At 70.7% G+C, this 19,164-nt stretch carries 20 protein-coding genes; 12 read left to right on the top strand and 8 right to left on the bottom strand.

Annotated features, from left to right (window positions below):
• Nucleotides 1-110: 110 nt before the first annotated feature.
• From N1F89_RS14090 to N1F89_RS14065, 6 genes are all read right to left on the bottom strand, one after another.
• Nucleotides 111-884 carry an enoyl-CoA hydratase gene (locus N1F89_RS14090; RefSeq protein ID WP_290084805.1) on the bottom strand — a complete coding sequence of 258 codons (774 nt, stop codon included), beginning with the start codon at nt 882-884 and terminating at the stop codon, nt 111-113.
• A gap of 36 nt (nt 885-920) precedes the next feature.
• Nucleotides 921-1,814: a bifunctional DNA-formamidopyrimidine glycosylase/DNA-(apurinic or apyrimidinic site) lyase gene (gene mutM / locus N1F89_RS14085; protein ID WP_290084804.1), complete on the bottom strand. Its 894-nt coding sequence runs from the start codon at nt 1,812-1,814 to the stop codon at nt 921-923.
• Nucleotides 1,807-3,045 (bottom strand): phosphopentomutase, encoded by a 1,239-nt coding sequence (locus N1F89_RS14080; protein WP_290084803.1) that lies wholly within the window; start codon nt 3,043-3,045, stop codon nt 1,807-1,809. The genes mutM and N1F89_RS14080 overlap by 8 nt, the downstream gene beginning before the upstream one ends.
• A gap of 125 nt (nt 3,046-3,170) precedes the next feature.
• The gene (locus N1F89_RS14075; RefSeq protein WP_290084802.1) at nt 3,171-3,791 is read right to left on the bottom strand and encodes a TadE/TadG family type IV pilus assembly protein; all 621 of its coding nucleotides are present in this window, start codon (nt 3,789-3,791) and stop codon (nt 3,171-3,173) included.
• Nucleotides 3,792-3,816: 25 nt separating this feature from the next.
• A complete protein-coding gene (locus tag N1F89_RS14070; RefSeq protein ID WP_290084808.1) occupies nt 3,817-4,344 on the bottom strand; it encodes a TadE/TadG family type IV pilus assembly protein in 528 nt (175 codons plus the stop codon).
• Between the two features lie 264 nt (nt 4,345-4,608).
• Nucleotides 4,609-5,046 carry a pilus assembly protein N-terminal domain-containing protein gene (locus N1F89_RS14065; protein ID WP_290084801.1) on the bottom strand — a complete coding sequence of 146 codons (438 nt, stop codon included), beginning with the start codon at nt 5,044-5,046 and terminating at the stop codon, nt 4,609-4,611.
• A 311-nt stretch (nt 5,047-5,357) separates the two neighbouring features.
• On the opposite strand from N1F89_RS14065, the gene N1F89_RS14060 reads away from it, so the two are divergent.
• The 9 genes from N1F89_RS14060 (at nt 5,358) to N1F89_RS14020 (ending at nt 14,361) form a co-directional block, all read left to right on the top strand.
• Nucleotides 5,358-5,534: a Flp family type IVb pilin gene (locus N1F89_RS14060; RefSeq protein ID WP_290084800.1), complete on the top strand. Its 177-nt coding sequence runs from the start codon at nt 5,358-5,360 to the stop codon at nt 5,532-5,534.
• A gap of 161 nt (nt 5,535-5,695) precedes the next feature.
• Nucleotides 5,696-6,217, top strand: coding sequence for a prepilin peptidase (locus N1F89_RS14055; protein WP_290084799.1), 522 nt, complete (start codon nt 5,696-5,698; stop codon nt 6,215-6,217).
• Between the two features lie 149 nt (nt 6,218-6,366).
• A complete protein-coding gene (cpaB, locus tag N1F89_RS14050; RefSeq protein ID WP_290084798.1) occupies nt 6,367-7,182 on the top strand; it encodes a Flp pilus assembly protein CpaB in 816 nt (271 codons plus the stop codon).
• Nucleotides 7,183-7,268: 86 nt separating this feature from the next.
• Nucleotides 7,269-8,735: a type II and III secretion system protein family protein gene (locus N1F89_RS14045; RefSeq protein ID WP_290084807.1), complete on the top strand. Its 1,467-nt coding sequence runs from the start codon at nt 7,269-7,271 to the stop codon at nt 8,733-8,735.
• 17 nt (nt 8,736-8,752) lie between these two features.
• Nucleotides 8,753-9,466, top strand: a complete 714-nt coding sequence (locus tag N1F89_RS14040; RefSeq protein ID WP_354670328.1) for a CpaD family pilus assembly lipoprotein — start codon at nt 8,753-8,755, stop codon at nt 9,464-9,466.
• A gap of 43 nt (nt 9,467-9,509) precedes the next feature.
• Nucleotides 9,510-10,787 (top strand): CpaE family protein, encoded by a 1,278-nt coding sequence (locus N1F89_RS14035; RefSeq protein ID WP_290084797.1) that lies wholly within the window; start codon nt 9,510-9,512, stop codon nt 10,785-10,787.
• A 22-nt stretch (nt 10,788-10,809) separates the two neighbouring features.
• Nucleotides 10,810-12,333, top strand: coding sequence for a CpaF family protein (locus N1F89_RS14030; RefSeq protein ID WP_290084796.1), 1,524 nt, complete (start codon nt 10,810-10,812; stop codon nt 12,331-12,333).
• Nucleotides 12,334-12,353: 20 nt separating this feature from the next.
• A complete protein-coding gene (locus N1F89_RS14025) occupies nt 12,354-13,367 on the top strand; it encodes a type II secretion system F family protein (RefSeq protein ID WP_290084795.1) in 1,014 nt (337 codons plus the stop codon).
• A gap of 4 nt (nt 13,368-13,371) precedes the next feature.
• A complete protein-coding gene (locus N1F89_RS14020; RefSeq protein ID WP_290084794.1) occupies nt 13,372-14,361 on the top strand; it encodes a type II secretion system F family protein in 990 nt (329 codons plus the stop codon).
• Between the two features lie 247 nt (nt 14,362-14,608).
• Here N1F89_RS14020 and N1F89_RS14015 read toward each other — a convergent pair whose 3' ends face one another.
• Nucleotides 14,609-15,427, bottom strand: a complete 819-nt coding sequence (locus tag N1F89_RS14015) for a tetratricopeptide repeat protein (RefSeq protein ID WP_290084793.1) — start codon at nt 15,425-15,427, stop codon at nt 14,609-14,611.
• Between the two features lie 124 nt (nt 15,428-15,551).
• Here N1F89_RS14015 and N1F89_RS14010 point away from each other — a divergent pair, with 124 nt between their 5' ends.
• The 3 genes from N1F89_RS14010 to N1F89_RS14000 all read left to right on the top strand — a co-directional run bounded on the left by N1F89_RS14010 (nt 15,552) and on the right by N1F89_RS14000 (nt 18,191).
• On the top strand, nt 15,552-16,925 hold the full coding sequence (locus N1F89_RS14010; protein WP_290084791.1) for a leucyl aminopeptidase family protein: 1,374 nt from the start codon (nt 15,552-15,554) through the stop codon (nt 16,923-16,925).
• A gap of 67 nt (nt 16,926-16,992) precedes the next feature.
• Nucleotides 16,993-17,343, top strand: coding sequence for a MarR family winged helix-turn-helix transcriptional regulator (locus N1F89_RS14005; protein ID WP_290084790.1), 351 nt, complete (start codon nt 16,993-16,995; stop codon nt 17,341-17,343).
• Nucleotides 17,340-18,191, top strand: coding sequence for an NlpC/P60 family protein (locus N1F89_RS14000; protein WP_290084789.1), 852 nt, complete (start codon nt 17,340-17,342; stop codon nt 18,189-18,191). The genes N1F89_RS14005 and N1F89_RS14000 overlap by 4 nt, the downstream gene beginning before the upstream one ends.
• Before the next feature lie 7 nt (nt 18,192-18,198).
• Here N1F89_RS14000 and N1F89_RS13995 read toward each other — a convergent pair whose 3' ends face one another.
• Nucleotides 18,199-19,149, bottom strand: a complete 951-nt coding sequence (locus tag N1F89_RS13995) for a glyoxylate/hydroxypyruvate reductase A (RefSeq protein WP_290084788.1) — start codon at nt 19,147-19,149, stop codon at nt 18,199-18,201.
• Nucleotides 19,150-19,164: the final 15 nt, after the last annotated feature.

Below are 19,164 nucleotides of genomic sequence, written 5' to 3'. Positions count from 1 at the left end.
TCAGACTGCGCAGAAAACGCGCTGCCAGAAACAACCAATACCTCGCTCACATCCTCCAGCCCTTGCCGCGTTAACCCGGATTCACTGCCGTGGGCAGGCCGCTGCGCCGCTCAGCGGTTCTTGAAGCTGGCCGAGCGCTTCTCGGTGAAGGCGGTCATGCCCTCCTTCTGGTCGTCGAGCGCGAACATCGCGTGGAAGACGCGGCGTTCGAAGCGCAGGCCCTCGGCGAGCGTCGTCTCGTAGGCGCGGTTGACCGCCTCCTTGGTCATCATCACCGCCGGCATCGAGAACTCGGCGATCTTCTCGGCCGTCTTGAGCGCGTCCTCGATCAGCTCGCCGGTCGGCACGACACGCGAGACGAGGCCGGCGCGCTCGGCCTCCGCGGCGTCCATCGTGCGCCCGGTCAGGCACATCTCCATCGCCTTCGACTTGCCGACGAAGCGGGTCAGGCGCTGTGAGCCGCCCATGCCGGGCATCACGCCGAGGGTGATCTCCGGCTGGCCGAACTTGGCGTTCTCGGCCGCGATGATGAAGTCGCACATCATGGCGAGCTCGCAGCCGCCGCCGAGCGCGTAGCCGGCCACGGCCGCGATCACCGGCTTGCGGGTGCGCGTGGCCGCCTCCCAGCCGGCGAAGAAGTCCTCCATGTAGGCCTCGATGTAGCTCTTGGGCAGCATCTCCTTGATGTCCGCCCCGGCAGCGAACGCCTTCTCGGAGCCGGTGATGACGACGGCGCCGATCTTGGTGTTGTCGTCGAAGCCCTCGAGCGCGCGGACGATCTCGTCCATCACCTGGGTGTTGAGCGCGTTGAGGGCCTTCGGCCGGTTGAGCGTGATGAGGCCGACACGGCCGCGGGTCTCCACAAGGATCGTCTCGTATGCCATGGCTGTCCCTCTCCTCAGGCCCGTCTGCCGCATAGCCTATCGCTGGCAGACCGGGCAATAGAAAGTCGAGCGTCCCGACTGGACGATGCGCTGCACGGTGCCGTGGCAGCCGGGCCGCCGGCACGGCTCTCCGGCGCGGTCGTAGACGCTGAAGCTGTGCTGGAAGTAGCCGAGCGAGCCGTCGGTCTGCACGTGGTCGCGCAGCGACGAGCCGCCCGCCGCGATCGCCTCGGCGATCACCGCGCGCACCGCCTCGGCCAGCCGCACCGCGCGCGCCGGCGGCCGGCCCGGCCGGCCGCCCAGCGTGGCGGCCTGGCGGCGCGGCGACAGCCGCGCGCGCCACAGCGCCTCGCAGGCATAGATGTTGCCGATGCCGGCGATGAGGCGCTGGTCGAGCAGCGCCGCCTTGAGCGGCATGCGCCGGCCGGCCATCAGGCCGGCGAGCAGCGCCCCGTCGAGCGCGTTGCCCGTCGGCTCGACGCCGAGGCCGGCGAGCAGCGGATGGGTATCGAGCGCGGCCGCCTCGGCGAGCGCCATGAAGCCGAAGCGGCGCGGGTCGTTGAACACCACCTTGAGCCGCGTGCCGGTCTCCGTCTCCAGGTGGAAGACGACGTGGTCGTGCCGCGCGTCCTTGCTGCGGGCGTGGTGGAAGCGGCCGGGCAGCACCGCGTCGTCCTGTGCCTCGATGCGGAACGAGCCGCTCATGCCGAGGTGGCACAGAAGCGCCGTCGCGTCGTCGAGATGGGCGACGAGGTACTTCGCCCGCCGGCCGAGCGACAGCACGCGGCGCCCGGCCAGCCGCTCGGCGAAGCCGGGCGGGAAGGGGAAGCGCAGGTCCGGCCGGTTCTGGTCGACGCGCCGGATGCGCGCGCCCTCCATCGCCGGCTGCAGGCCGCGCCGGACCGTCTCGACCTCGGGCAGCTCAGGCATCGGCGGCGATCACGGCGTGGAAGCCGGTGCCGTGCGGCCCCGGCGCCAGGCCGAGATGCGCGGCGACCGTCTCGCCGATGTCGGCGAAGCTCGCGCGCAGCCCGACCGGACCGCTCGCCAGCCCCGGCCCGGTGCCGAGCACCGGCACGCGCTCGCGCGTGTGGTCGGTGCCGCGCCAGGTCGGGTCGCAGCCATGGTCGGCCGTCAGCACCAGGAGGTCGCCGGGCACCAGCGCGGCGAGCGCCTCCGGCAGCCGCCGGTCGAAGGCCTCGAGCGCGGCGGCGTAGCCCGCCACGTCGCGCCGGTGGCCGTACAGCGTGTCGAAGTCGACGAAGTTGGCGAACACCAGGTCGCCCGGCCGTGCCTCGGCCATGGCGGCGAGCGCGGCGTCGAACAGCGCCATGTTGCCGGCCGCCTTGCGCACCGTGGTGACGCCCTCGTGGGCGAAGATGTCGCCGATCTTGCCGATGCCGAAGACGCGCCCGCCGGCCGCCTCCACCCGGTCGAGCAGCGTCGGCTCGGGCGGCGGCACGGCATAGTCGCGCCGGTTGGCGGTGCGCTCGAAGGTGGCCGCGCTGTCGCCGACGAAGGGCCGCGCGATGACGCGGCCGATCATCAGCGGATCGACCAGCCGGCGCACCGTCTCGCACAGCCGGTAGAGCCGTTCGAGGCCGAAATGCGTCTCGTGCGCGGCGATCTGGAAGACGGAGTCGGCCGAGGTGTAGCAGATCGGCTTGCCGCTCGCGATGTGCTCCTCGCCGAGCGCGGCGATGATCTCGGTGCCCGAGGCATGCCGGTTGCCGAGGATGCCGGGCAGGTCGGCCTCCGCCACGATCGCCGCCGTCAGGTCCTGCGGGAAGGCCGGCACCGTCTCGGGAAAGTAGCCCCAGTCGAAGGGCACCGGAACGCCGGCGATCTCCCAGTGGCCGGACGGCGTGTCCTTGCCGCTCGAGCGCTCCTCGGCGGCGCCGAAGAAGCCGCGCGGCGCCGCGTCGCCGCCCTCCGGCAGGCGGCTGCCGGCGGCGATGGCGGCGGCGTGGTCGAGGCCGAGCGCGCGCAGGGCAGGCAGTCGCAGCGGCCCCTGGCGCAGGCCGGCGCGGTCGCCGCGCCCCTCGGCGCAGGCCGCCAGGATGTGGCCGTAGGTGTCGGCGCCGGCGTCGCCGAAGCGCGCGGCATCGCCGGCATGGCCGATGCCGAAGGAATCGAGAACGAAGAGGAATGCGCGCGCCATCGGATGCCTCGCGGCCGAAAACCCGCACACACATAGACCATGCGGCCGAAAACTGTGAAGCGGCTTTCGCGGCCGGCCGCTGCCGTCTCATCGATCTCGCCGCAGCTACGCGGCGCCGTGCTCGCTCAGCAGTCGGCGCAGGCGATGCTCTGGCTCATGCGCGGGCGCAGATAGTAGGTCTCGCGCATGGCGATGCCGTCGAAGGCCGCCGCCAGGCCGAGCGTTTCCTTCTGCCCCGCCGTCCAGGTGATGACCGGCGAGTAGTCGAGATAGCTTTCCACGCGCACCAGGAAGGTGCCGCGCGTCTTGAGCTTTTCCGGCACGCTCGCCGTGGTGCCGGGTGCGGCGTCGGCGCTGTAGGTGCCGTCGACCACCTTGCGCGACCACACGACCTTGACCTTCGGCGTGTCCTCGTCGGTCACCTCGATGGCGGTGATGACGATCTTCGGCCGCGAGCGGTTGTAGGGCTGCAGGATGGATTCGCCGATCTTCATGATGGCGTCGAGCTCGGTGCGCGAGGTCGTCTGCTGCTGCGTGACGAGGTCGGCCACCATGCTGCCGACGCGGCTCACCTTCTTGTTGGCCTCGATGCCCTGGGCGACCTCCATGGTGACGAAGTAGAGCGACAGCAGCACCGGCGCGATGAAGGCGAACTCGACCGCCGCCACGCCGCGCCGGTCGCCGCGCCAGCGGCGCGCCAGGGCGCCGAGGCGGCGGGTGAGGGACGGGAAGGAGATGTCGGTCATGGCCTCGTCGGTCCTCGGCGCTGGGCTAGTCGTCGAACGGCTCGTTCTGCCAGGTGACGGTGGCGAACAGCAGCGTCTTGTCGTCCTTCAGGTTCGACATCGACTTGCGCATGAAATCGGTCATCACCGGCCAGCGGTAGAACACGCGCAGCATGTTCTTCGACATCGACGGGCCGGGATCGACGGCGAAGTCGGAGGTGTCGATGTCGCCGTCGGCGGTCAGCCGGACGCGCACCTTGGCCGCCTCCTCGAAGGTGGTGAACTCGCGCAGGTCGACCTCGAGCTCCGGGCAGTCGTCGGCGACCAGAAGGTCGATGCGCTCGCAGATCAGCGTGCGCAGCATGCCCTCGTTGACCTCGGCGGCCTTGATCTGGCCGGTGCGCAGCTTGCGCGCCACGTCGTCGGTGGCGTTGGCCAGCAGTTGCTGGCCGGCGAAGGAGATGCAGCTTTCCAGGATGGCGAACAGCAGCAGCGAGAACGGGATCGCCAGGAGCGTGAACTCGATCGCCGTGGCGCCGCTGCGGTCGGCGCCGAAGCGGCGCAGGCCCGGCATCCGGCCGACCAGCCTGCGGAGGCTGTCCACGCGCTTTGTCCTGGCTGCGGCCATCGTCCCGTGCCCCGATCCCTGCTGATGCGGTCTTGCAGGCACACTAGCGCGTCCGCGTTGCATTCCCGTTTTGAGAACCGCTCGAATGCGCCCGGGCGCGTTTACCGGCCGCAAACGATGGCCGGTCGCGCCGCTGCGCCGGCGCCGCGGACGAATGCCGGCGGCCGCGACATCGGGCGAGGACCGCCGCACGCCGTCCGGCGTCGCGGCCTACTGGCTGGTGCTCATCTCCATCTCGGACATGCGCTCGGCTTCCGTCTTGTAGGAGCTCTCGCAGTAGGGCGTGCACGACAGGGTCTGCACGTCGGCGCGGCGGTAGACGCGCACCGAGTTCGCCGTCTGGCGCGACACCACCACCTGCTCGTCGACGATCGGGTTTCCTTCCGCGTCGAGGATGACGAGGTTGGTGACGCCGAAACCGCGGCCGGTCAGCACGATGGTCGTGGCGTCCTGCACCGAGGCGTCGGCGATCTCGGGGTTGCCGATGACGATGGTGTCGGCCGGCCGGGCGATGCGCACGATCTTGGCCTGGTTCATCACCACCTCGATGGCCGTCTCCGCGCGCGCGGCCGCGCCCGCGGCGATCAGCGTCGCGCAGGCGACGGCGGCCAGGCCCGTGCGGGCAAGAAGATGCTTGGCGCCAGCCATCGGGGCCTCCTCGGGTTCGATCTCCTCAACGGAGGATGAAGGAGATTGGTGAACCAAGCGTTAAGCGCCGCCCCGCCGGGCGGCCGGCGGTGCGCGTCCGCGCCGGCTCCGCGACCCGGCCGGGCGGCACGCGCGCGCGCAAGCAGCTTAGCGGCACATTAACCACGCAAGCCGCCGGCCGGGGTCAAGGTTTCGGTAATGCTGTTTGTTAAGCCGATTGCAACAGCTTCCCTGTAGCGTCCCGGACATCCGATCGACACGCCAGAACCGTTGACGGAAGTGCTGTTAAACGTGGAGTAAGGAGCTCTCTCATGTCCAAGATCTTTGCACGCTTTGCGAAGGACGAATCCGGCGCGACCGCCATCGAGTATGGCCTGATCGCCGCCCTGATCGCGCTCGCCATCATGGTCGGCGCCGGTACGCTGGGCAACGCGCTGGACAACCAGTTCAAGAACATCGCCAAGGAACTCGACTACTCGGCGAGCTGAGCCTTCGGGCGGTTCCGCCCGACGCACTTCGACGGCCGCTTCCCTGCCGGGAGGCGGCCTTCTCTTTTTTCCGCGATCGCCGGGCGGCCGCACTTCACCTTTGTTTAAGCGCGGGCGCGCTAGGCTCGGGCCCGCATTGTTGAAGCAGGGACAAGCCCGCGATGCTCGTCGCCGCCATCCTCGTCGTCTTTCCCTTTTGCATGGCCTTCGCCGCCGTCTCCGACATGCTGTCGATGACGATCGCCAACCGCGTGTCGCTGCTCCTGGTCGGCGCCTTCGCGGTGATCGCGCCGCTCACCGGCATGGACTGGAGCCTCTACGGCCTGCATTTCGCCGCCGGACTGGCGGTGCTGGCGGTCACCTTCACGCTGTTCGCCGTCGGCGGCATGGGCGGCGGCGACGCCAAGCTGCTCGCCGCCACGGCGGTGTGGATGGGGCTCGGCATCGAGCTCGTCGAGTATCTCGTCTTCTCCGCCTTCATCGGCGGCGCGCTGACGCTGCTGCTCCTGAAGTTCCGCAACTCGCCGGTCTCGGCGCTGACCGGGACCAACGTCTTCCTGCGCCACTTCGCCGACCAGAAGGCGGGCATCCCCTACGGCATCGCGCTCGGCCTGGCCGGGCTGCTGGTCTATCCCGACACCGCGCTGATGCGCTGGGCCTTCGCGACGCTGGCCGCCGGCTGAGCCGGCAGGCGCCGGCGCACCGCCGCGTCCGGCCGGTCGCTAAACTTTAAATTAATCACGATTGTAAGGCGGCCATTAACCCTAATTTGACGATTCCGCCCGCACTGTCGGTCCGGCGTAGCGGAATGCCGAGTACGAGGTCCGGACCGATGAGCACATCCCGACTTGTGATTCTGGGCGTTGCCATGGTGGCAGCGGTGGGCGCGGGATACATCGCCAAGAACATGGTGGCGGCGCCGCCGCAGCAGATCGTCGTGGAATCGCGCCCGCAGGAGCCGGCGATCAAGCTGGCCGAGGTGCTCGTGATCGGCGAGGACGTGCCGATGGGCGCGACGCTCGGCAGCGCGCTGGAGTGGCAGTCTTGGCCGGCCGCCGGCATCAACGACAGCTTCATCACCCGCGACAGCGAGCCCGAGGCGATCGAGGCCTTGCAGAACTCGGTGGCCCGCGTGCGGCTGCTCGAGGGCGAGCCGCTGCGCCGCTCCAAGCTGATTGGCGAGGGCCAGAGCCTGATGTCGTCGATCCTGCCGTCCGGCAAGCGCGCGGTGGCCACGCAGATCGCCGCCGACACCTCGGCCGGCGGCTTCATCCTGCCCAACGACTTCGTCGACGTGATCATGACCCGCCGCTCGCAGAACGCGACCGGGACGGAAGGCTTCATCACCGAGACCATTCTCAAGAACATCCGCGTGCTGGCGATCGACCAGACGATCCAGGAGGACGAGGAGGGGCGACGCGTCAAGGTCGGCGAGACCGCGACGCTGGAGCTCACCCCCTCGCAGGCCGAGGTCATCACCGTCGCCCAGCAGCTCGCCGACCGGCTGACGCTGGCGCTGCGGCCGATCACCGACACCCAGGAGAACGCCGAGGACGTCGGCACCTACCTGGTCTCGGGCACCGGCCGCGGCAACACGATCCGCCTGATCAAGTCGGGCGAGGTATCCGAGGTGGGGGCCCGGAAATGACTCACGACGCGACGACCACTCCGCTCGCCCGGTTCTCGGGGCTGCGCCGCACCGCGCTCGCCTGCACCGGCGCCCTGGCCCTGCTGATGGCGACCGCGGCGGTGCCGCCGGCGCTGTCGCCCGGCGTCGCCCAGGCCGGCCAGGTGCAGGTCGGCGCCTCGACCGCGAGCCAGCGCATCAAGCTCGGGCTCAACAAGTCGATCGTCGTCGACCTGCCGCGCGACGCCTACGACATCCTGGTCGCCAACCCGGCGGTGGCCGACGCGGTGACGCGCACCTCGCGGCGCATCTATCTGTTCGGCAAGCAGGTCGGCCAGACCAACATCTTCGTCTTCGGGCCGAATGGCGAGCAGATCGCCAGCCTCGACATCGACGTCGAGCGCGACGTCGCCGGGCTGGAGGACTATCTGCGCCGCTTCATCCCCGATTCCGACATCACCGTCGAGCTGGTCAACGACAACGTGGTGCTGACCGGCACGGTGGAGACGCCGCTCGACGCCTCGCGCGCCGCCCAGCTCGCGCAGATCTTCGTCAGCGGCGGCGAGGCGACGACGGGCCAGTACGCGCAGACCGCCGCCGCGCCGACCGACGGCGGCGGCGTGGCCATCAATAACCCGGACTCCGAGCGCCGCACCAGCCGCATCGTCAACCTGCTCAAGATCATCGGCGAGGATCAGGTCACGCTCAAGGTGACGGTGGCCGAGGTCAGCCGCTCGGTGATGAAGCAGCTCGGCGTCAACCTGATCGGCCAGGGCAGCTTCGACGGCATCTCGTGGGGCGCCATCTCCGACAACTATTTCGGCCTCGGCAAGCCGCTGTCGCCCTCGCAGCTCGCGCTCGGCGGCACCGACATCGACGCCTATCTCAACGCCATGGAGCAGGCCGGCGTTATGAAGACGCTGGCCGAGCCGACGCTGACGGCGGTCTCCGGCGAGCAGGCGAGCTTCCGCGTCGGCGGCGAGTTCAGCCTGATCACCGGCCAGGAGGTCGACGCCGACACCGGCCAGCTCACCTATGACATCCAGCGCCTCGAATACGGCATCGGCCTGGAGTTCAAGCCGGTGGTGCTGTCGCCGGGCCGCATCAGCCTGAAGGTGCGCACGCAGGTCTCCGAGCCGACGAGCGAGGGCTCGGTGGCGCTGTCGGCCGGCCTCGAGCGCGCCGGCGCCAACTTCCTGTCGATCCGCAAGCGGCTCGCAGACACCACGGTCGAGCTGCCGTCGGGCGGCTCGATGATGATCGCCGGCCTGGTGCGCGACGACGTGCGCCAGGCGGTCAACGGCCTGCCGGGGCTGTCCAAGCTGCCGGTGCTCGGCACGCTGTTCCGCAGCCGCGACTTCGTGCGCAACGAGACCGAGCTCGTCATCCTCGTCACGCCCTACCTGGCGCGGCCGGTGGCGCGCAACGAGCTCGCCCGGCCGGACGACAACTTCAACGCCGCGAGCGACGGCGCCGGCATGTTCCTCGGCCGCGTCAACCGCGTCTACGGCACGATGAAGACCAACAAGCCGAACGGCCGCTACCACGGCGTGGTCGGCTACATCTACAAGTGATCGGGGGATCGGCCGCCATGTCCGACATGCTGTTGACGAAGTCGCCGCGCCGGCGCGCCGGCCGGCTCGCCCTGCCGCTCGCCGCACTCGCCGCCGCCGCCCTCCTGTCGGGCTGCGCCATGGCCAAGCGCGACAGCGTGATCGTCGGCTCGGTTCCCGACGACTACCGCACCAACCACCCGATCGTGATCTCCGAGAGCGAGAAGGTGCTCGACCTGCCGGTCGGCCCGACCGCGAACGGCCTGACCTACGACCAGAAGGCGGCGGTCGAGGGCTTCGTCGCGCGCTATGACGGGCGCGCCTCGCCCTATGTCGGGGTGCTCGTTCCGTCCGGCTCGGCCAATGCCGCCGCCGCGCTGCGCGTCGCCGACGACGTGGCCGCCGTGATGCGCCGGCGCGGCGTGCCGGACGGCCACATCGTGGTGCAGTCCTACACCGCCGCCGCGCCGCAGGCCGACGCGCCGATCCGGCTGTCCTATGCGGTCATGCAGGCCTCCACCGGACCGTGCGGGCGCTGGCCGGACGACCTGCTGCAGACCACCGACAACAAGCACTACGCCAATTTCGGCTGCGCCTACCAGAACAACCTGGCCGCGCAGGTGGCCAACCCGAACGACTTCCTCGGCCCGCGCCGGCAGACGCCGATCGACGCGGAGAACCGCGGCGTGGCGATCGACCGCTACAAGAACAAGGAGCCGAGGGCCGAGCTGGTCCCGATCACCACCTACTAGCGACAGCCGGACCGCCGCGGGGCGGCTTGAGAGGCACGACGACATGACCAACCTGGCTTTCGAAAGCGAGACCGACGAGACGCCGCACGGCGTCGACGAGAGCGCGTTCCAGACGCTGCGCCCGGTGCCGCGCATCTCGGTCCAGGCCTTCTGCGAGACCGAGGCCGTGGCCGCGCCGATCGAGCGCGCCGGCGAGGACCGGCGCATGGCCAAGGCGCACCTGAAGGTGCACATGGGCGGCATTCCGACCGCCATCGAGTTCTACCAGACAGCCTCGACGCCCAACCTCATCGTCGTCGAGACGCGGGCCGAGCCGAAGGAGATCCTCGGCCTGCTCGAGCAGCTCGCCGAGGTCTGCGACCCGAGCTCCAAGGTGGTGGTGATCGGCCATTACAACGACGTGTGGCTCTACCGCGAGCTGATCCGCGCCGGCGTGTCGGAATACGTCGTGGCGCCGATCTCGATGGCCGACATCGTCACCGTCATCGCCTCGATCTTCGTCGACCCGGAAGCCGAGCCGCTCGGCCGCTCGGTCGCCTTCGTCGGCGCCAAGGGCGGCGTCGGCTCCTCGACGATCGCCCACAACGTCGCCTGGGCGATGTCGTCGCTGTTCGACAACGAGGTGGTGGTGGCCGACCTCGACCTCGCCTTCGGCACCGCCAACATCAATTTCGACCAGGACCCCGCCCAGGGCATCGCCGAGGCGGTCTTCGCGCCCGAGCGCATCGACGAGGTCTATCTCGACCGGCTGCTGTCGCAGTGCGCCGAGCATCTGTCGCTGCTCGCCGCGCCCTCGACGCTCGACCGGGTCTACGACTTCGACGCCGAGGCGTTCAGCCAGATCATCGACGTCGCCCAGCGCAGCGCGCCGCTCCTGGTGCTCGACGTGCCGCACATGTGGACGGGCTGGACCAAGACGACGCTCGCCCAGGCCGACGAGGTGGTGATCACCGCGACGCCGGAGCTCGCCAACCTGCGCAACACCAAGAACCTGATCGACACGCTGCGCAAGCTGCGCCCGAACGACGGCCCGCCCCGGCTGATCGTCAACCAGGCGGGCGTGCCCAAGCGGCCGGAGATCTCGGCGGCCGACTTCGCCGAGCCGCTCGAGCTCGAGCCGGTCGCCGTCATCCCGTTCGAGCCGCAGCTCTTCGGCAATGCCGCGAACAACGGCCGCATGCTGGGCGAGATGGATGCGAAGAGCCCGATCGTCCAGACGATCAACGAGCTCGCCCATGTCCTGACCGGCCGCCGCGAGATCAAGGCCAGGAAGAAGCCGGGACTGGGCGCCCTGCTCGACCGGCTCAAGCTGAAGAAGTGAACCGAGGCTAGGCGGCTCCACGATGTTTGGCAGACGAGGAAACGTCGGCGGCCCGCGCGAGGCGGGCGACCTGGTCGCCCCGCGGCCGCCGCAGCACGATGCGGACCGCGATCACCAGCCGCGCCCGCCGGCGGCCGATCCGGCGTCCGCCGACACCGCCCTGGCGCCGCGCCCGGCGGCCGAGCCGCGCGTCGCGCGCGAGCAGCCGTCGCCGCCGCCCCCGCCGCCGCCGGCCGCGCCGCGCTATCCGCAGCGCGAGCGCAACGAGAGCTACTACGACACCAAGAGCCAGGTGTTCTCGGCGCTGATCGACACGATCGACCTGTCGCAGCTTTCCAAGCTGGAGCCCGACAGCGCGCGCGAGGAGATCCGCGACATCGTCAACGACATCATCGCGATCAAGAACTTCGCGATGACGATCTCCGAGCAGGAGGAACTGCTCGAGGACATCTGCAACGACGTGCTGGGCTACGGTCCGCTCGAGCCGCTGCTGGCGCGCGACGACATCGCCGACATCATGGTCAACGGCGCCAAGCAGGTCTACATCGAGGTCAACGGCAAGGTCGAGCGCACCAATGTGCGCTTCCGCGACAACCAGCAGCTCCTCAACATCTGCCAGCGCATCGTCAGCCAGGTCGGCCGCCGCGTCGACGAGTCGAGCCCGATCTGCGACGCGCGCCTGCCCGACGGCAGCCGCGTCAACGTCATCGCGCCGCCGCTGGCGATCGACGGCGCGACGCTGACGATCCGCAAGTTCAAGAAGGACAAGCTGACCCTCGACCAGCTCGTCAAGTACGGCGCGATCTCGCCCGCCGGCGCCGAGATCCTCAAGATCATCGGCCGCGTGCGCTGCAACGTCGTCATCTCCGGCGGCACGGGCTCGGGCAAGACGACGCTGCTCAACTGCCTGACGAGCTACATCGACAAGGACGAGCGCGTCATCACCTGCGAGGATTCGGCCGAGCTGCAGCTCCAGCAGCCGCACGTCGTGCGCCTGGAGACGCGCCCGCCCAACCTGGAGGGCGAGGGCGAGGTGACCATGCGCGACCTGGTGAAGAACTGCCTGCGCATGCGGCCCGAGCGCATCGTCGTCGGCGAGGTGCGCGGACCGGAGGTCTTCGACCTCCTGCAGGCGATGAACACCGGCCACGACGGCTCGATGGGGACGATCCACGCCAACAGCCCGCGCGAATGCCTGAGCCGCATCGAATCGATGATCGCCATGGGCGGCTACGCGCTGCCGCAGAAGACCGTGCGCGAGATGATCGTCGGCTCTGTCGACATCGTCATCCAGGCCGCGCGCCTGCGCGACGGCTCGCGCCGCATCACCCATGTCACCGAGGTGGTCGGCATGGAGGGCGACGTCATCATCACCCAGGACCTCATCCTCTACAACATGAAGGGCGAGGACGCGCAGGGCCGCATCCTCGGCGACCACGTGTCGACCGGCATCGGCCGGCCGCATTTCTGGGAGCGCGCCCGCTACTACGGCGAGGAGCAGCGGCTGGCCGCCGCCCTCGAGCAGATGGACAAGAAGGTCGATTGAGGCGGTGAGGGCGCGACGCGATGTTCGGTCTTGACGGAACGGTTCTGGCCTTCGTCGCCCTGGCCGCGATCAGCGCCGGGGCGATCGCCTATGCGCTATTGTTCACCCGCATCGAGAACGAGCAGAAGGCGGGCAAGCGGCTCGAGACGATCAAGAAGGCGGAGACCGACCGGGCCAAGGTCAAGGCCTCGCGCGACCGCCTCGCCGAGGTCGCCAAGCGCCGCAAGTCGATCCAGGATTCGCTCAAGGACCTGGAGGACAAGCAGAAGCTGCGCGACCGCTCGGTGCGCAAGCCGCCGCTCAAGATCCAGCTCCGCCAGGCCGGCATGTCGGTGCCGATCGAGCGCTTCTACGTCTATTCGGCGATCTGCGGCGTGCTCGTCGCGCTGCTCGCCTTCCTCGCCGGGGCGCCGCTGCTGGTCGTGCCCGGCGCGCTGCTGGCCGGCGCGTTCGGCCTGCCGCGCTGGTTCGTCTCCTTCAAGCGCACGCGCCGTGTGAAGGCGTTTCTCGACGAGTTCCCCAATGCGCTCGACGTCATCGTGCGCGCCGTCAAGTCGGGCCTGCCGCTCAACGACGGCATCCGGCTGATCGCCAGCGAGGCGCGCGAGCCGGTGCGCACGGAGTTCCGCCGCATCATCGAATCGCAGCAGCTCGGCCTGTCGACGCCGGAGGCCGCCATGCGCATGGCCGAGACCATGCCGTGCCCCGAGGCGAGCTTCTTCGGCATCGTCATCCAGATCCAGCAGCAGGCCGGCGGCAATCTGTCGGAAGCGCTCGCCAACCTGTCGCGCGTGCTGCGCGACCGCAAGAAGATGAAGGCCAAGGTGCAGGCGCTGTCGATGGAGGCCAAGGCGTCGGCCATCATCATCGGCGCGCTGCCCTTCATCGTCGCCTTCCTCGTCTACCTGTCCAGCCCCAACTACATCATGCCGCTGTTCACCACGAGCGCCGGCCACATGATCCTGGGCATCTCGGCGATCTGGATGTCGATGGGCATCTTCGTCATGCGCAAGATGATGAACTTCGAGGTCTGACGCGATGACCGACGCGATCGTCAAGTCCATCTCCGACCCTGCCTTCCTGCTGGCGCTGCTGGTCAGCGTGGCGGTGTTCGCGACGGTCTTCACGCTGCTGCCGGCCTTCGGCGGCGACGTCCTGAAATCGCGCATGAAGACGGTGGCGCTCGAGCGCGAGGAGCTGCGCGCCAAGCAGCGCGCGCGGCTCGCCGCCGAGGCCGACCGCCGGCGCAAGGGCCTGCGCGAGCAGGAATCGGCCGGCATGCGCAAGCTCGTAGACCGCCTCGACCTGCGCCGCGCGCTGGTCGACGAGGCGACGATCAGCAAGCTGAAGATGGCCGGCTTCCGCGGCCAGAACCCGATGACGCGCTTCCTGTTCTTCCGCCTCGTGCTGCCCTTCGTCGGCTTCGCGCTCGCCGCCGTCTACGTTTTCCTGCTCGGCGGCCTGGCCGAGCAGCCCTTCTTCATCAAGCTGTTCGTGTGCATTCTGGTCGCCTATGCCGGCTTCTACGCGCCGGTGCTCTACGTCTCCAACCGGGCGAGCAAGCGCAAGCAGTCGATCCAGACCGCCTGGCCCGACGCGCTCGACCTGCTGCTGATCTGCGTGGAATCGGGCATGTCGATCGAGGCGGCCTTCCGCCGCGTGGCCGACGAGATCGGCGCCCAGTCGGTCGAGCTCGCCGAGGAGTTCGTGCTCACCAATGCCGAGCTGTCCTTCCTGCAGGAGCGCCGCCAGGCCTACGAGAACCTCGCCGGCCGCACCGGGCTCGAATCGGTCAAGAGCGTCGCCCAGGCGCTGATCCAGGCCGAGCGCTACGGCACGCCCGTCAGCCACGCGCTGCGCGTCTTGGCCAACGAGAGCCGCGACATGCGCATGCACGCGGCTGAGAAGAAGGCGGCCGCCCTGCCGCCCAAGCTGACGGTGCCGATGATCCTGTTCTTCCTGCCGGTGCTGTTCGCCGTCATTCTCGGCCCGGCCGGCATCCAGGTGAGCGAGCGCGGCATCTTCTGAGGTCCGGGGCGCCGCTGGCCGACGGCGCCGGGCGGGCGCGTCCGCTTCTTTCGCGAACGACCATGCGACGGAACGGCGACGTCGCGCCGGCTGCGGGGCGCGCCACAACGCCGGCGCGCGCGGATCGCAGCGGCCGACCCCCGGCAGGTCTTCGCAGATGGCGAAAGCGCCGTCGGACCCCGCCGGGGCGCGCCGTCCGCGCATGCCCCGGCCGGCCGCGCCGGCGGGCGGGGCGGCGGGTCCGCCGTCAGTTGGTCGCGCGCGGCTTTTCCTCGTCGGAGAGCTGGTTCCAGGCGTTCTGCTGCGCCAGCATGTTGCGCAGATAGGCGACGTTGGCGCGCGCCTGGTCGGCCGACAGCTCCTGCCGGGCGATCGTCTCGGCCTCCTCGAAGCGGCCCTGCAGGCCGACGACGAGGGCCAGGTTCTGGCGCACGCGGCTGTCCGCCCCGTTCGCCGAGGCCGCCTGGCGCATGTAGGATTCGGAGGCCTTCAGGTCGCCCTCGAGCAGGTGCGACATGCCGAGGTTCGACAGGATCGAGGCCTCGTTCGGCTGGAGGTCGAGCGCCCGGCGGTAGAGCGCGCGCGCCTCCTGCGGCTGGCCGAGCTGGTCGAGGATGGCGCCCTCGGCCGACAAGAGCTTCCAGTCGGGATATTCCGGCGTCTGCGCGCGGCGCACCGCGTCGAGCGCGGCCTCCAGCTCGCCGGCCGCCGCCAGCGCCTTGCCGTAGGCGGCGAGCACCTGGCGTTCCTTGGGATAGTCGATGGCGAGCTTGCGCATCACGGCGAGCGACTGCTCGGTGCGTCCGTTCATCTGCAGCACGCTGGCGTAGCGCATGGCCACCGCCTTGTCCTTGGGATTGCGCGCATAGGCGCTGCCGAGCGAGTCGGCCGCCTTGTCGAGCTGACCGGCCGACATGGCGGCCACCGGGCGCGCCGACTTGCGGTCGACCGAGCCGGTGGTCAGCCGGCCGTTGGCGCAGCCGGCCAGCGCCGTCGCGAGAACGAGGACGGCCGCCGTCGCCGTCAGGCGCCGGGCGGTTGCATTCGCGCGGTGATTGGTCAACATGTGGAAAACCCTCTGTCGCCGGATGCGGCCGGCAGCCGGCCGCCACTTCGCCCGAGAAGTATTCTGTTAACCCTAACGGACGGTTAAGGGCCGTCCGGCGCCGGCAAGCCCGGGGAAGGATCGCATGTCGCTCGAACTGCTCGCCCGCCGCAGCCGCGCCTCGCGGCCGGTCTATCTCGTGTCCGACGAGGCGCTCGCCGACAGCGGCGCGGATGCGCGCGCGTGCGGCTGGGCGCGCGCCAACGGCTTCAAGGGCGAGGAGGGCGCGCTGCTCACCGTTCCGGGCGAGGACGGCGGCCTGGCCGGCGCCTTCTACGGGCTCGGCAAGTCGGAGCGGGCGCATCCGCTGGCGACCGGCCGTCTGGCGCGCGCCCTGCCGGCCGGCGACTGGCATTTCGCCGCGCCGCCGGCGCGCCCCGACCTCGCCGTGCTCGGGCTGCTGCTCGGCAGCTACGTCTTCGACCGCTACCGCGCGGTGCCGCGGCGGGCGCTGCGCTTCGCCGTTCCGGCCGAGGTCGACGCCGACGCGGTGCGCCGGTCGGCCGATGGCGTGCGTCTCGCCCGCGACCTGGTCAACACGCCGGCCAGCGACATGGGACCCGATGCGCTGGAGGCGGCGGTGCGCACGCTCGCCCGCCGCCACAAGGCGAGCGTGGCGGTGACCAGAGGCGAGGCGCTGCTCAAGAAGAACCTGCCGATGATCCACGCCGTCGGCCGCGCCGCGGCCGAGGCGCCGCGCCTGATCGACATGAGCTGGGGGCCGAAATCGGCGCCGCGCGTGACGCTGGTCGGCAAGGGTGTGTGCTTCGACACCGGCGGGCTCGACATCAAGCCGGCGAGCGGCATGCTCCTGATGAAGAAGGACATGGGCGGCGCGGCCAACGTGCTGGGTCTCGCCGCGATGGTGATGGCCGCCAGGCTGCCGGTGCGCCTGCGCGTGCTCGTGCCGGCCGTCGAGAACGCGATCGCCGGCAACGCCTTCCGGCCGGGCGACGTGCTGACCAGCCGCAAGGGCCTGACTGTCGAGATCGGCAACACCGACGCCGAGGGTCGCCTGGTGCTGGCCGACGCGCTGGCGCTGGCCGACGAGGAGGCGCCGGAGCTGATCGTCGACATGGCGACGCTGACGGGCGCCGCGCGCGTCGCGCTCGGCCCCGACCTGCCGCCCTTCTACACCGACGACGAGGCGCTCGCCGCCGACCTCGCGGAGGCCGCCGACGCGGTCGCCGACCCGCTGTGGCGCATGCCGCTGTGGCGGCCCTACGAGGCGCGCCTGCGCTCGCGCGTGGCCGACATCGGCAACGTCACCTCCGACGGCTTCGCCGGCTCGGTGACGGCGGCGCTGTTCCTGCGCCGCTTCGTGGAGAAGACGCCGCGCTGGGCGCATCTCGACATCTTCGCCTGGAACCCCAACGAGCGCCCGCACGCGCCGGTCGGCGGCGAGGCGCAGGGCATCCGCGCCATCGAGCGCGTGCTGGCGCGGCGCTACGGCGGCTGACCCCCTTGCGGCCGCCGCGCTTTCCCGCTTGAATGGAACGGTACCGAAACGAGGCGGGGCCGCCCGGATGCCGATCACCCTGCGACCGAGCCAGGCGCTGCGTCTCTGGCAGGCAGTCAACCTGGCCGAGGTGCAGTCCGGCCGGCCCGACCTGACGATGCGCCAGATGGCGATCCTGCTGACCATCTATCTCGATCCGCCGCCGCACACGGTGCGCGGCCTGGCCGCCCGGCTCGGCGTCACCAAGCCGGTCATCACCCGCGCGCTCGACACCATGGGCGCCCTCAAGCTGGTGTCGCGCCATCGCGACGCCGCCGACCGGCGCAACGTTCTGGTGCGCCGCACGGTGGAGGGGGCGCTGTTCGTCGAGCGCTTCGGCGACGGCGTCATCGCCGCGGCCGCGGAGCTGCCGGCATGACCGCGCCCGACCGCCGGCTCAACGCCTACCGGCCCGATCTCGCCGATGCCCGGCTGCAGGGCCGGGTCGAGGCGGCGCGCTTCGTCGCCGGCCGGCCGGCGCGCGTCGCCACCGCGGTGGCCGATCTCAGGCCGCGGCCGGAGGCGGCGGCCGGCATCGACACCCAGCTCCTCTGCGGCGATGCCGTCACCGTGTTCGACGCGGCCGGCGGCTGGGCCTGGGTGCAGGCCGCCGTCGACGGCTATGTCGGCTACCTGCCGGCCGCAGCGCTGGCGCCGCCGGGGCCGCGCGCGAGCCATGTGGTGGCGGTGCCGCGCAGCTTCGTCTACCCCGTCGCCGACCTCAAGGCGCCGCGGCTGGCCGAGCGCTCGCTGGGCAGCGGCGTGACGGTGACGGATGTCACCGAGACGCGCGGCACGCGCTATGCGCTGCTCGCCGAGGGCGGCGCGATGGTCGCCGGCCATTTGCGCCCGGCGGGCGAGCCGGCGGGCGACTATGTCGCCGTCGCCGAGACGCTCGCCATGGCGCCCTATCTGTGGGGCGGCACCAGCGGCTTCGGCATCGACTGCTCGGGGCTGGTGCAGCTCGCCATGCGCATGGCCGGGCGTACGGTGCCGCGCGACTCCGACCTGCAGGCGCAGATCGGCGTGGCCGTCGACCCGGCCAAGGGGCTGGCGCGCGGCGATCTCGTGTTCTGGACGGGCCATGTCGCGATCATGACCGACGCGGCCAACGCGCTGCACGCCAACGGCGCCACCATGCTCGTCTCGCACGAGCCGCTGGAGCGCGCCGTCGCCCGCATCGCGCCGCTGTTCGGCGCGCCGACCGGCTACCGCCGGCCGGGCTGACCGCGGCTCAGTAGCCGGCCTGGCGGTCGACCAGGTTTTCCAGCGCCTCGCCGCGCTCGTAGGCGGCCATCTGGGCGAGCATCGGCGGCACCAGATGCGCCGGGTCCGAGGTCGCGGCCGCGTGCGGCGTGAGGAAGACCCGCGGATGCGTCCACAGCGGGCTGTCGGCGGCCAGCGGCTCGGCCTCGAAGACGTCGAGGCTCGCCTCCTTGAGCAGCCCCTCGTCGAGCGCGCGCAGGATGTCGGCCTCGCGCTGCAGCCTGCCGCGCCCGGCGTTGATCAGGCAGGGGCCGCCGAGCGGCCCGTCCTGCCGCAGCCGCGACAGGACGGCGTGGTCGACGATGCCCTCGGTGGCCGGCGTCAGCGGCAGCAGCACGACCAGGATGTCGGTGGCGTTGAGGAACGGCGTCAGCCCGTCCTGGCCGGCGAAGCAGCGCACGCCGTCCATCTCGCGCGGCGAGCGGCTCCAGCCGTTGACCCGGAAACCGAGCGTCAGCAGGGCGCGCGCCGCGGCGCGGCCGAGCTCGCCGAGTCCCATGATGCCGACCGACACCTCGTCGGCGGCCGGCTGGCGCGGCTCGTGCCACACCTTGCGCCGCTGCTGGTCGCGGTAGGTGCGGCCCTGGCGGTGATGGTCGAGCACCCGCCAGGCGACGTATTCGATCATGTACTGGGTCAGGTTGTCGGCCACCACGCGCACGATCGGCACGTCGGGCACGTGCGGATCGGCGAAGATGTGGTCGACCCCGGCGCCGACCGAGAAGATGACCTCGAGATTGGGCAGGCCGGCGAGGATGCCGGCCGGCTGCTTCCAGACCACCGCATAGCGGATCGTCGGGTCGGCGGCGCCGTCGGGTTCAAGCACCACCGGCCGCTCGGCCGACAGCAGCTCGTACCAGCGCTGCGGGTTGAAGCCGGTGACGGAAAGCAGAACGCGGTCGGCCGCTTTGTCGGGCATGGAGTCCTCCGGTCG

It is taken from the genome of Aquibium sp. A9E412 (assembly GCF_030398335.1).
GTDB lineage: Bacteria > Pseudomonadota > Alphaproteobacteria > Rhizobiales > Rhizobiaceae > A9E412.
Note: the sequence above shows the minus strand (reverse complement) of the source record. Positions and strands in the feature narration are given on the sequence as shown.

What these genes read in the sequence shown, in the direction of transcription:
- N1F89_RS14090 (WP_290084805.1), bottom strand. Translation starts at nt 884, where the DNA reads ATGGCATACGAGACGATCCTTGTGGAGACCCGCGGCCGTGTCGGCCTC.
- mutM (WP_290084804.1), bottom strand. Translation starts at nt 1,814, where the DNA reads ATGCCTGAGCTGCCCGAGGTCGAGACGGTCCGGCGCGGCCTGCAGCCG.
- N1F89_RS14080 (WP_290084803.1), bottom strand. Translation starts at nt 3,045, where the DNA reads ATGGCGCGCGCATTCCTCTTCGTTCTCGATTCCTTCGGCATCGGCCAT.
- N1F89_RS14075 (WP_290084802.1), bottom strand. Translation starts at nt 3,791, where the DNA reads ATGACCGACATCTCCTTCCCGTCCCTCACCCGCCGCCTCGGCGCCCTG.
- N1F89_RS14070 (WP_290084808.1), bottom strand. Translation starts at nt 4,344, where the DNA reads ATGCCGGGCCTGCGCCGCTTCGGCGCCGACCGCAGCGGCGCCACGGCG.
- N1F89_RS14065 (WP_290084801.1), bottom strand. Translation starts at nt 5,046, where the DNA reads ATGGCTGGCGCCAAGCATCTTCTTGCCCGCACGGGCCTGGCCGCCGTC.
- N1F89_RS14060 (WP_290084800.1), top strand. Translation starts at nt 5,358, where the DNA reads ATGTCCAAGATCTTTGCACGCTTTGCGAAGGACGAATCCGGCGCGACC.
- N1F89_RS14055 (WP_290084799.1), top strand. Translation starts at nt 5,696, where the DNA reads ATGCTCGTCGCCGCCATCCTCGTCGTCTTTCCCTTTTGCATGGCCTTC.
- cpaB (WP_290084798.1), top strand. Translation starts at nt 6,367, where the DNA reads ATGAGCACATCCCGACTTGTGATTCTGGGCGTTGCCATGGTGGCAGCG.
- N1F89_RS14045 (WP_290084807.1), top strand. Translation starts at nt 7,269, where the DNA reads ATGGCGACCGCGGCGGTGCCGCCGGCGCTGTCGCCCGGCGTCGCCCAG.
- N1F89_RS14040 (WP_354670328.1), top strand. Translation starts at nt 8,753, where the DNA reads ATGTCCGACATGCTGTTGACGAAGTCGCCGCGCCGGCGCGCCGGCCGG.
- N1F89_RS14035 (WP_290084797.1), top strand. Translation starts at nt 9,510, where the DNA reads ATGACCAACCTGGCTTTCGAAAGCGAGACCGACGAGACGCCGCACGGC.
- N1F89_RS14030 (WP_290084796.1), top strand. Translation starts at nt 10,810, where the DNA reads ATGTTTGGCAGACGAGGAAACGTCGGCGGCCCGCGCGAGGCGGGCGAC.
- N1F89_RS14025 (WP_290084795.1), top strand. Translation starts at nt 12,354, where the DNA reads ATGTTCGGTCTTGACGGAACGGTTCTGGCCTTCGTCGCCCTGGCCGCG.
- N1F89_RS14020 (WP_290084794.1), top strand. Translation starts at nt 13,372, where the DNA reads ATGACCGACGCGATCGTCAAGTCCATCTCCGACCCTGCCTTCCTGCTG.
- N1F89_RS14015 (WP_290084793.1), bottom strand. Translation starts at nt 15,427, where the DNA reads ATGTTGACCAATCACCGCGCGAATGCAACCGCCCGGCGCCTGACGGCG.
- N1F89_RS14010 (WP_290084791.1), top strand. Translation starts at nt 15,552, where the DNA reads ATGTCGCTCGAACTGCTCGCCCGCCGCAGCCGCGCCTCGCGGCCGGTC.
- N1F89_RS14005 (WP_290084790.1), top strand. Translation starts at nt 16,993, where the DNA reads ATGCCGATCACCCTGCGACCGAGCCAGGCGCTGCGTCTCTGGCAGGCA.
- N1F89_RS14000 (WP_290084789.1), top strand. Translation starts at nt 17,340, where the DNA reads ATGACCGCGCCCGACCGCCGGCTCAACGCCTACCGGCCCGATCTCGCC.
- N1F89_RS13995 (WP_290084788.1), bottom strand. Translation starts at nt 19,149, where the DNA reads ATGCCCGACAAAGCGGCCGACCGCGTTCTGCTTTCCGTCACCGGCTTC.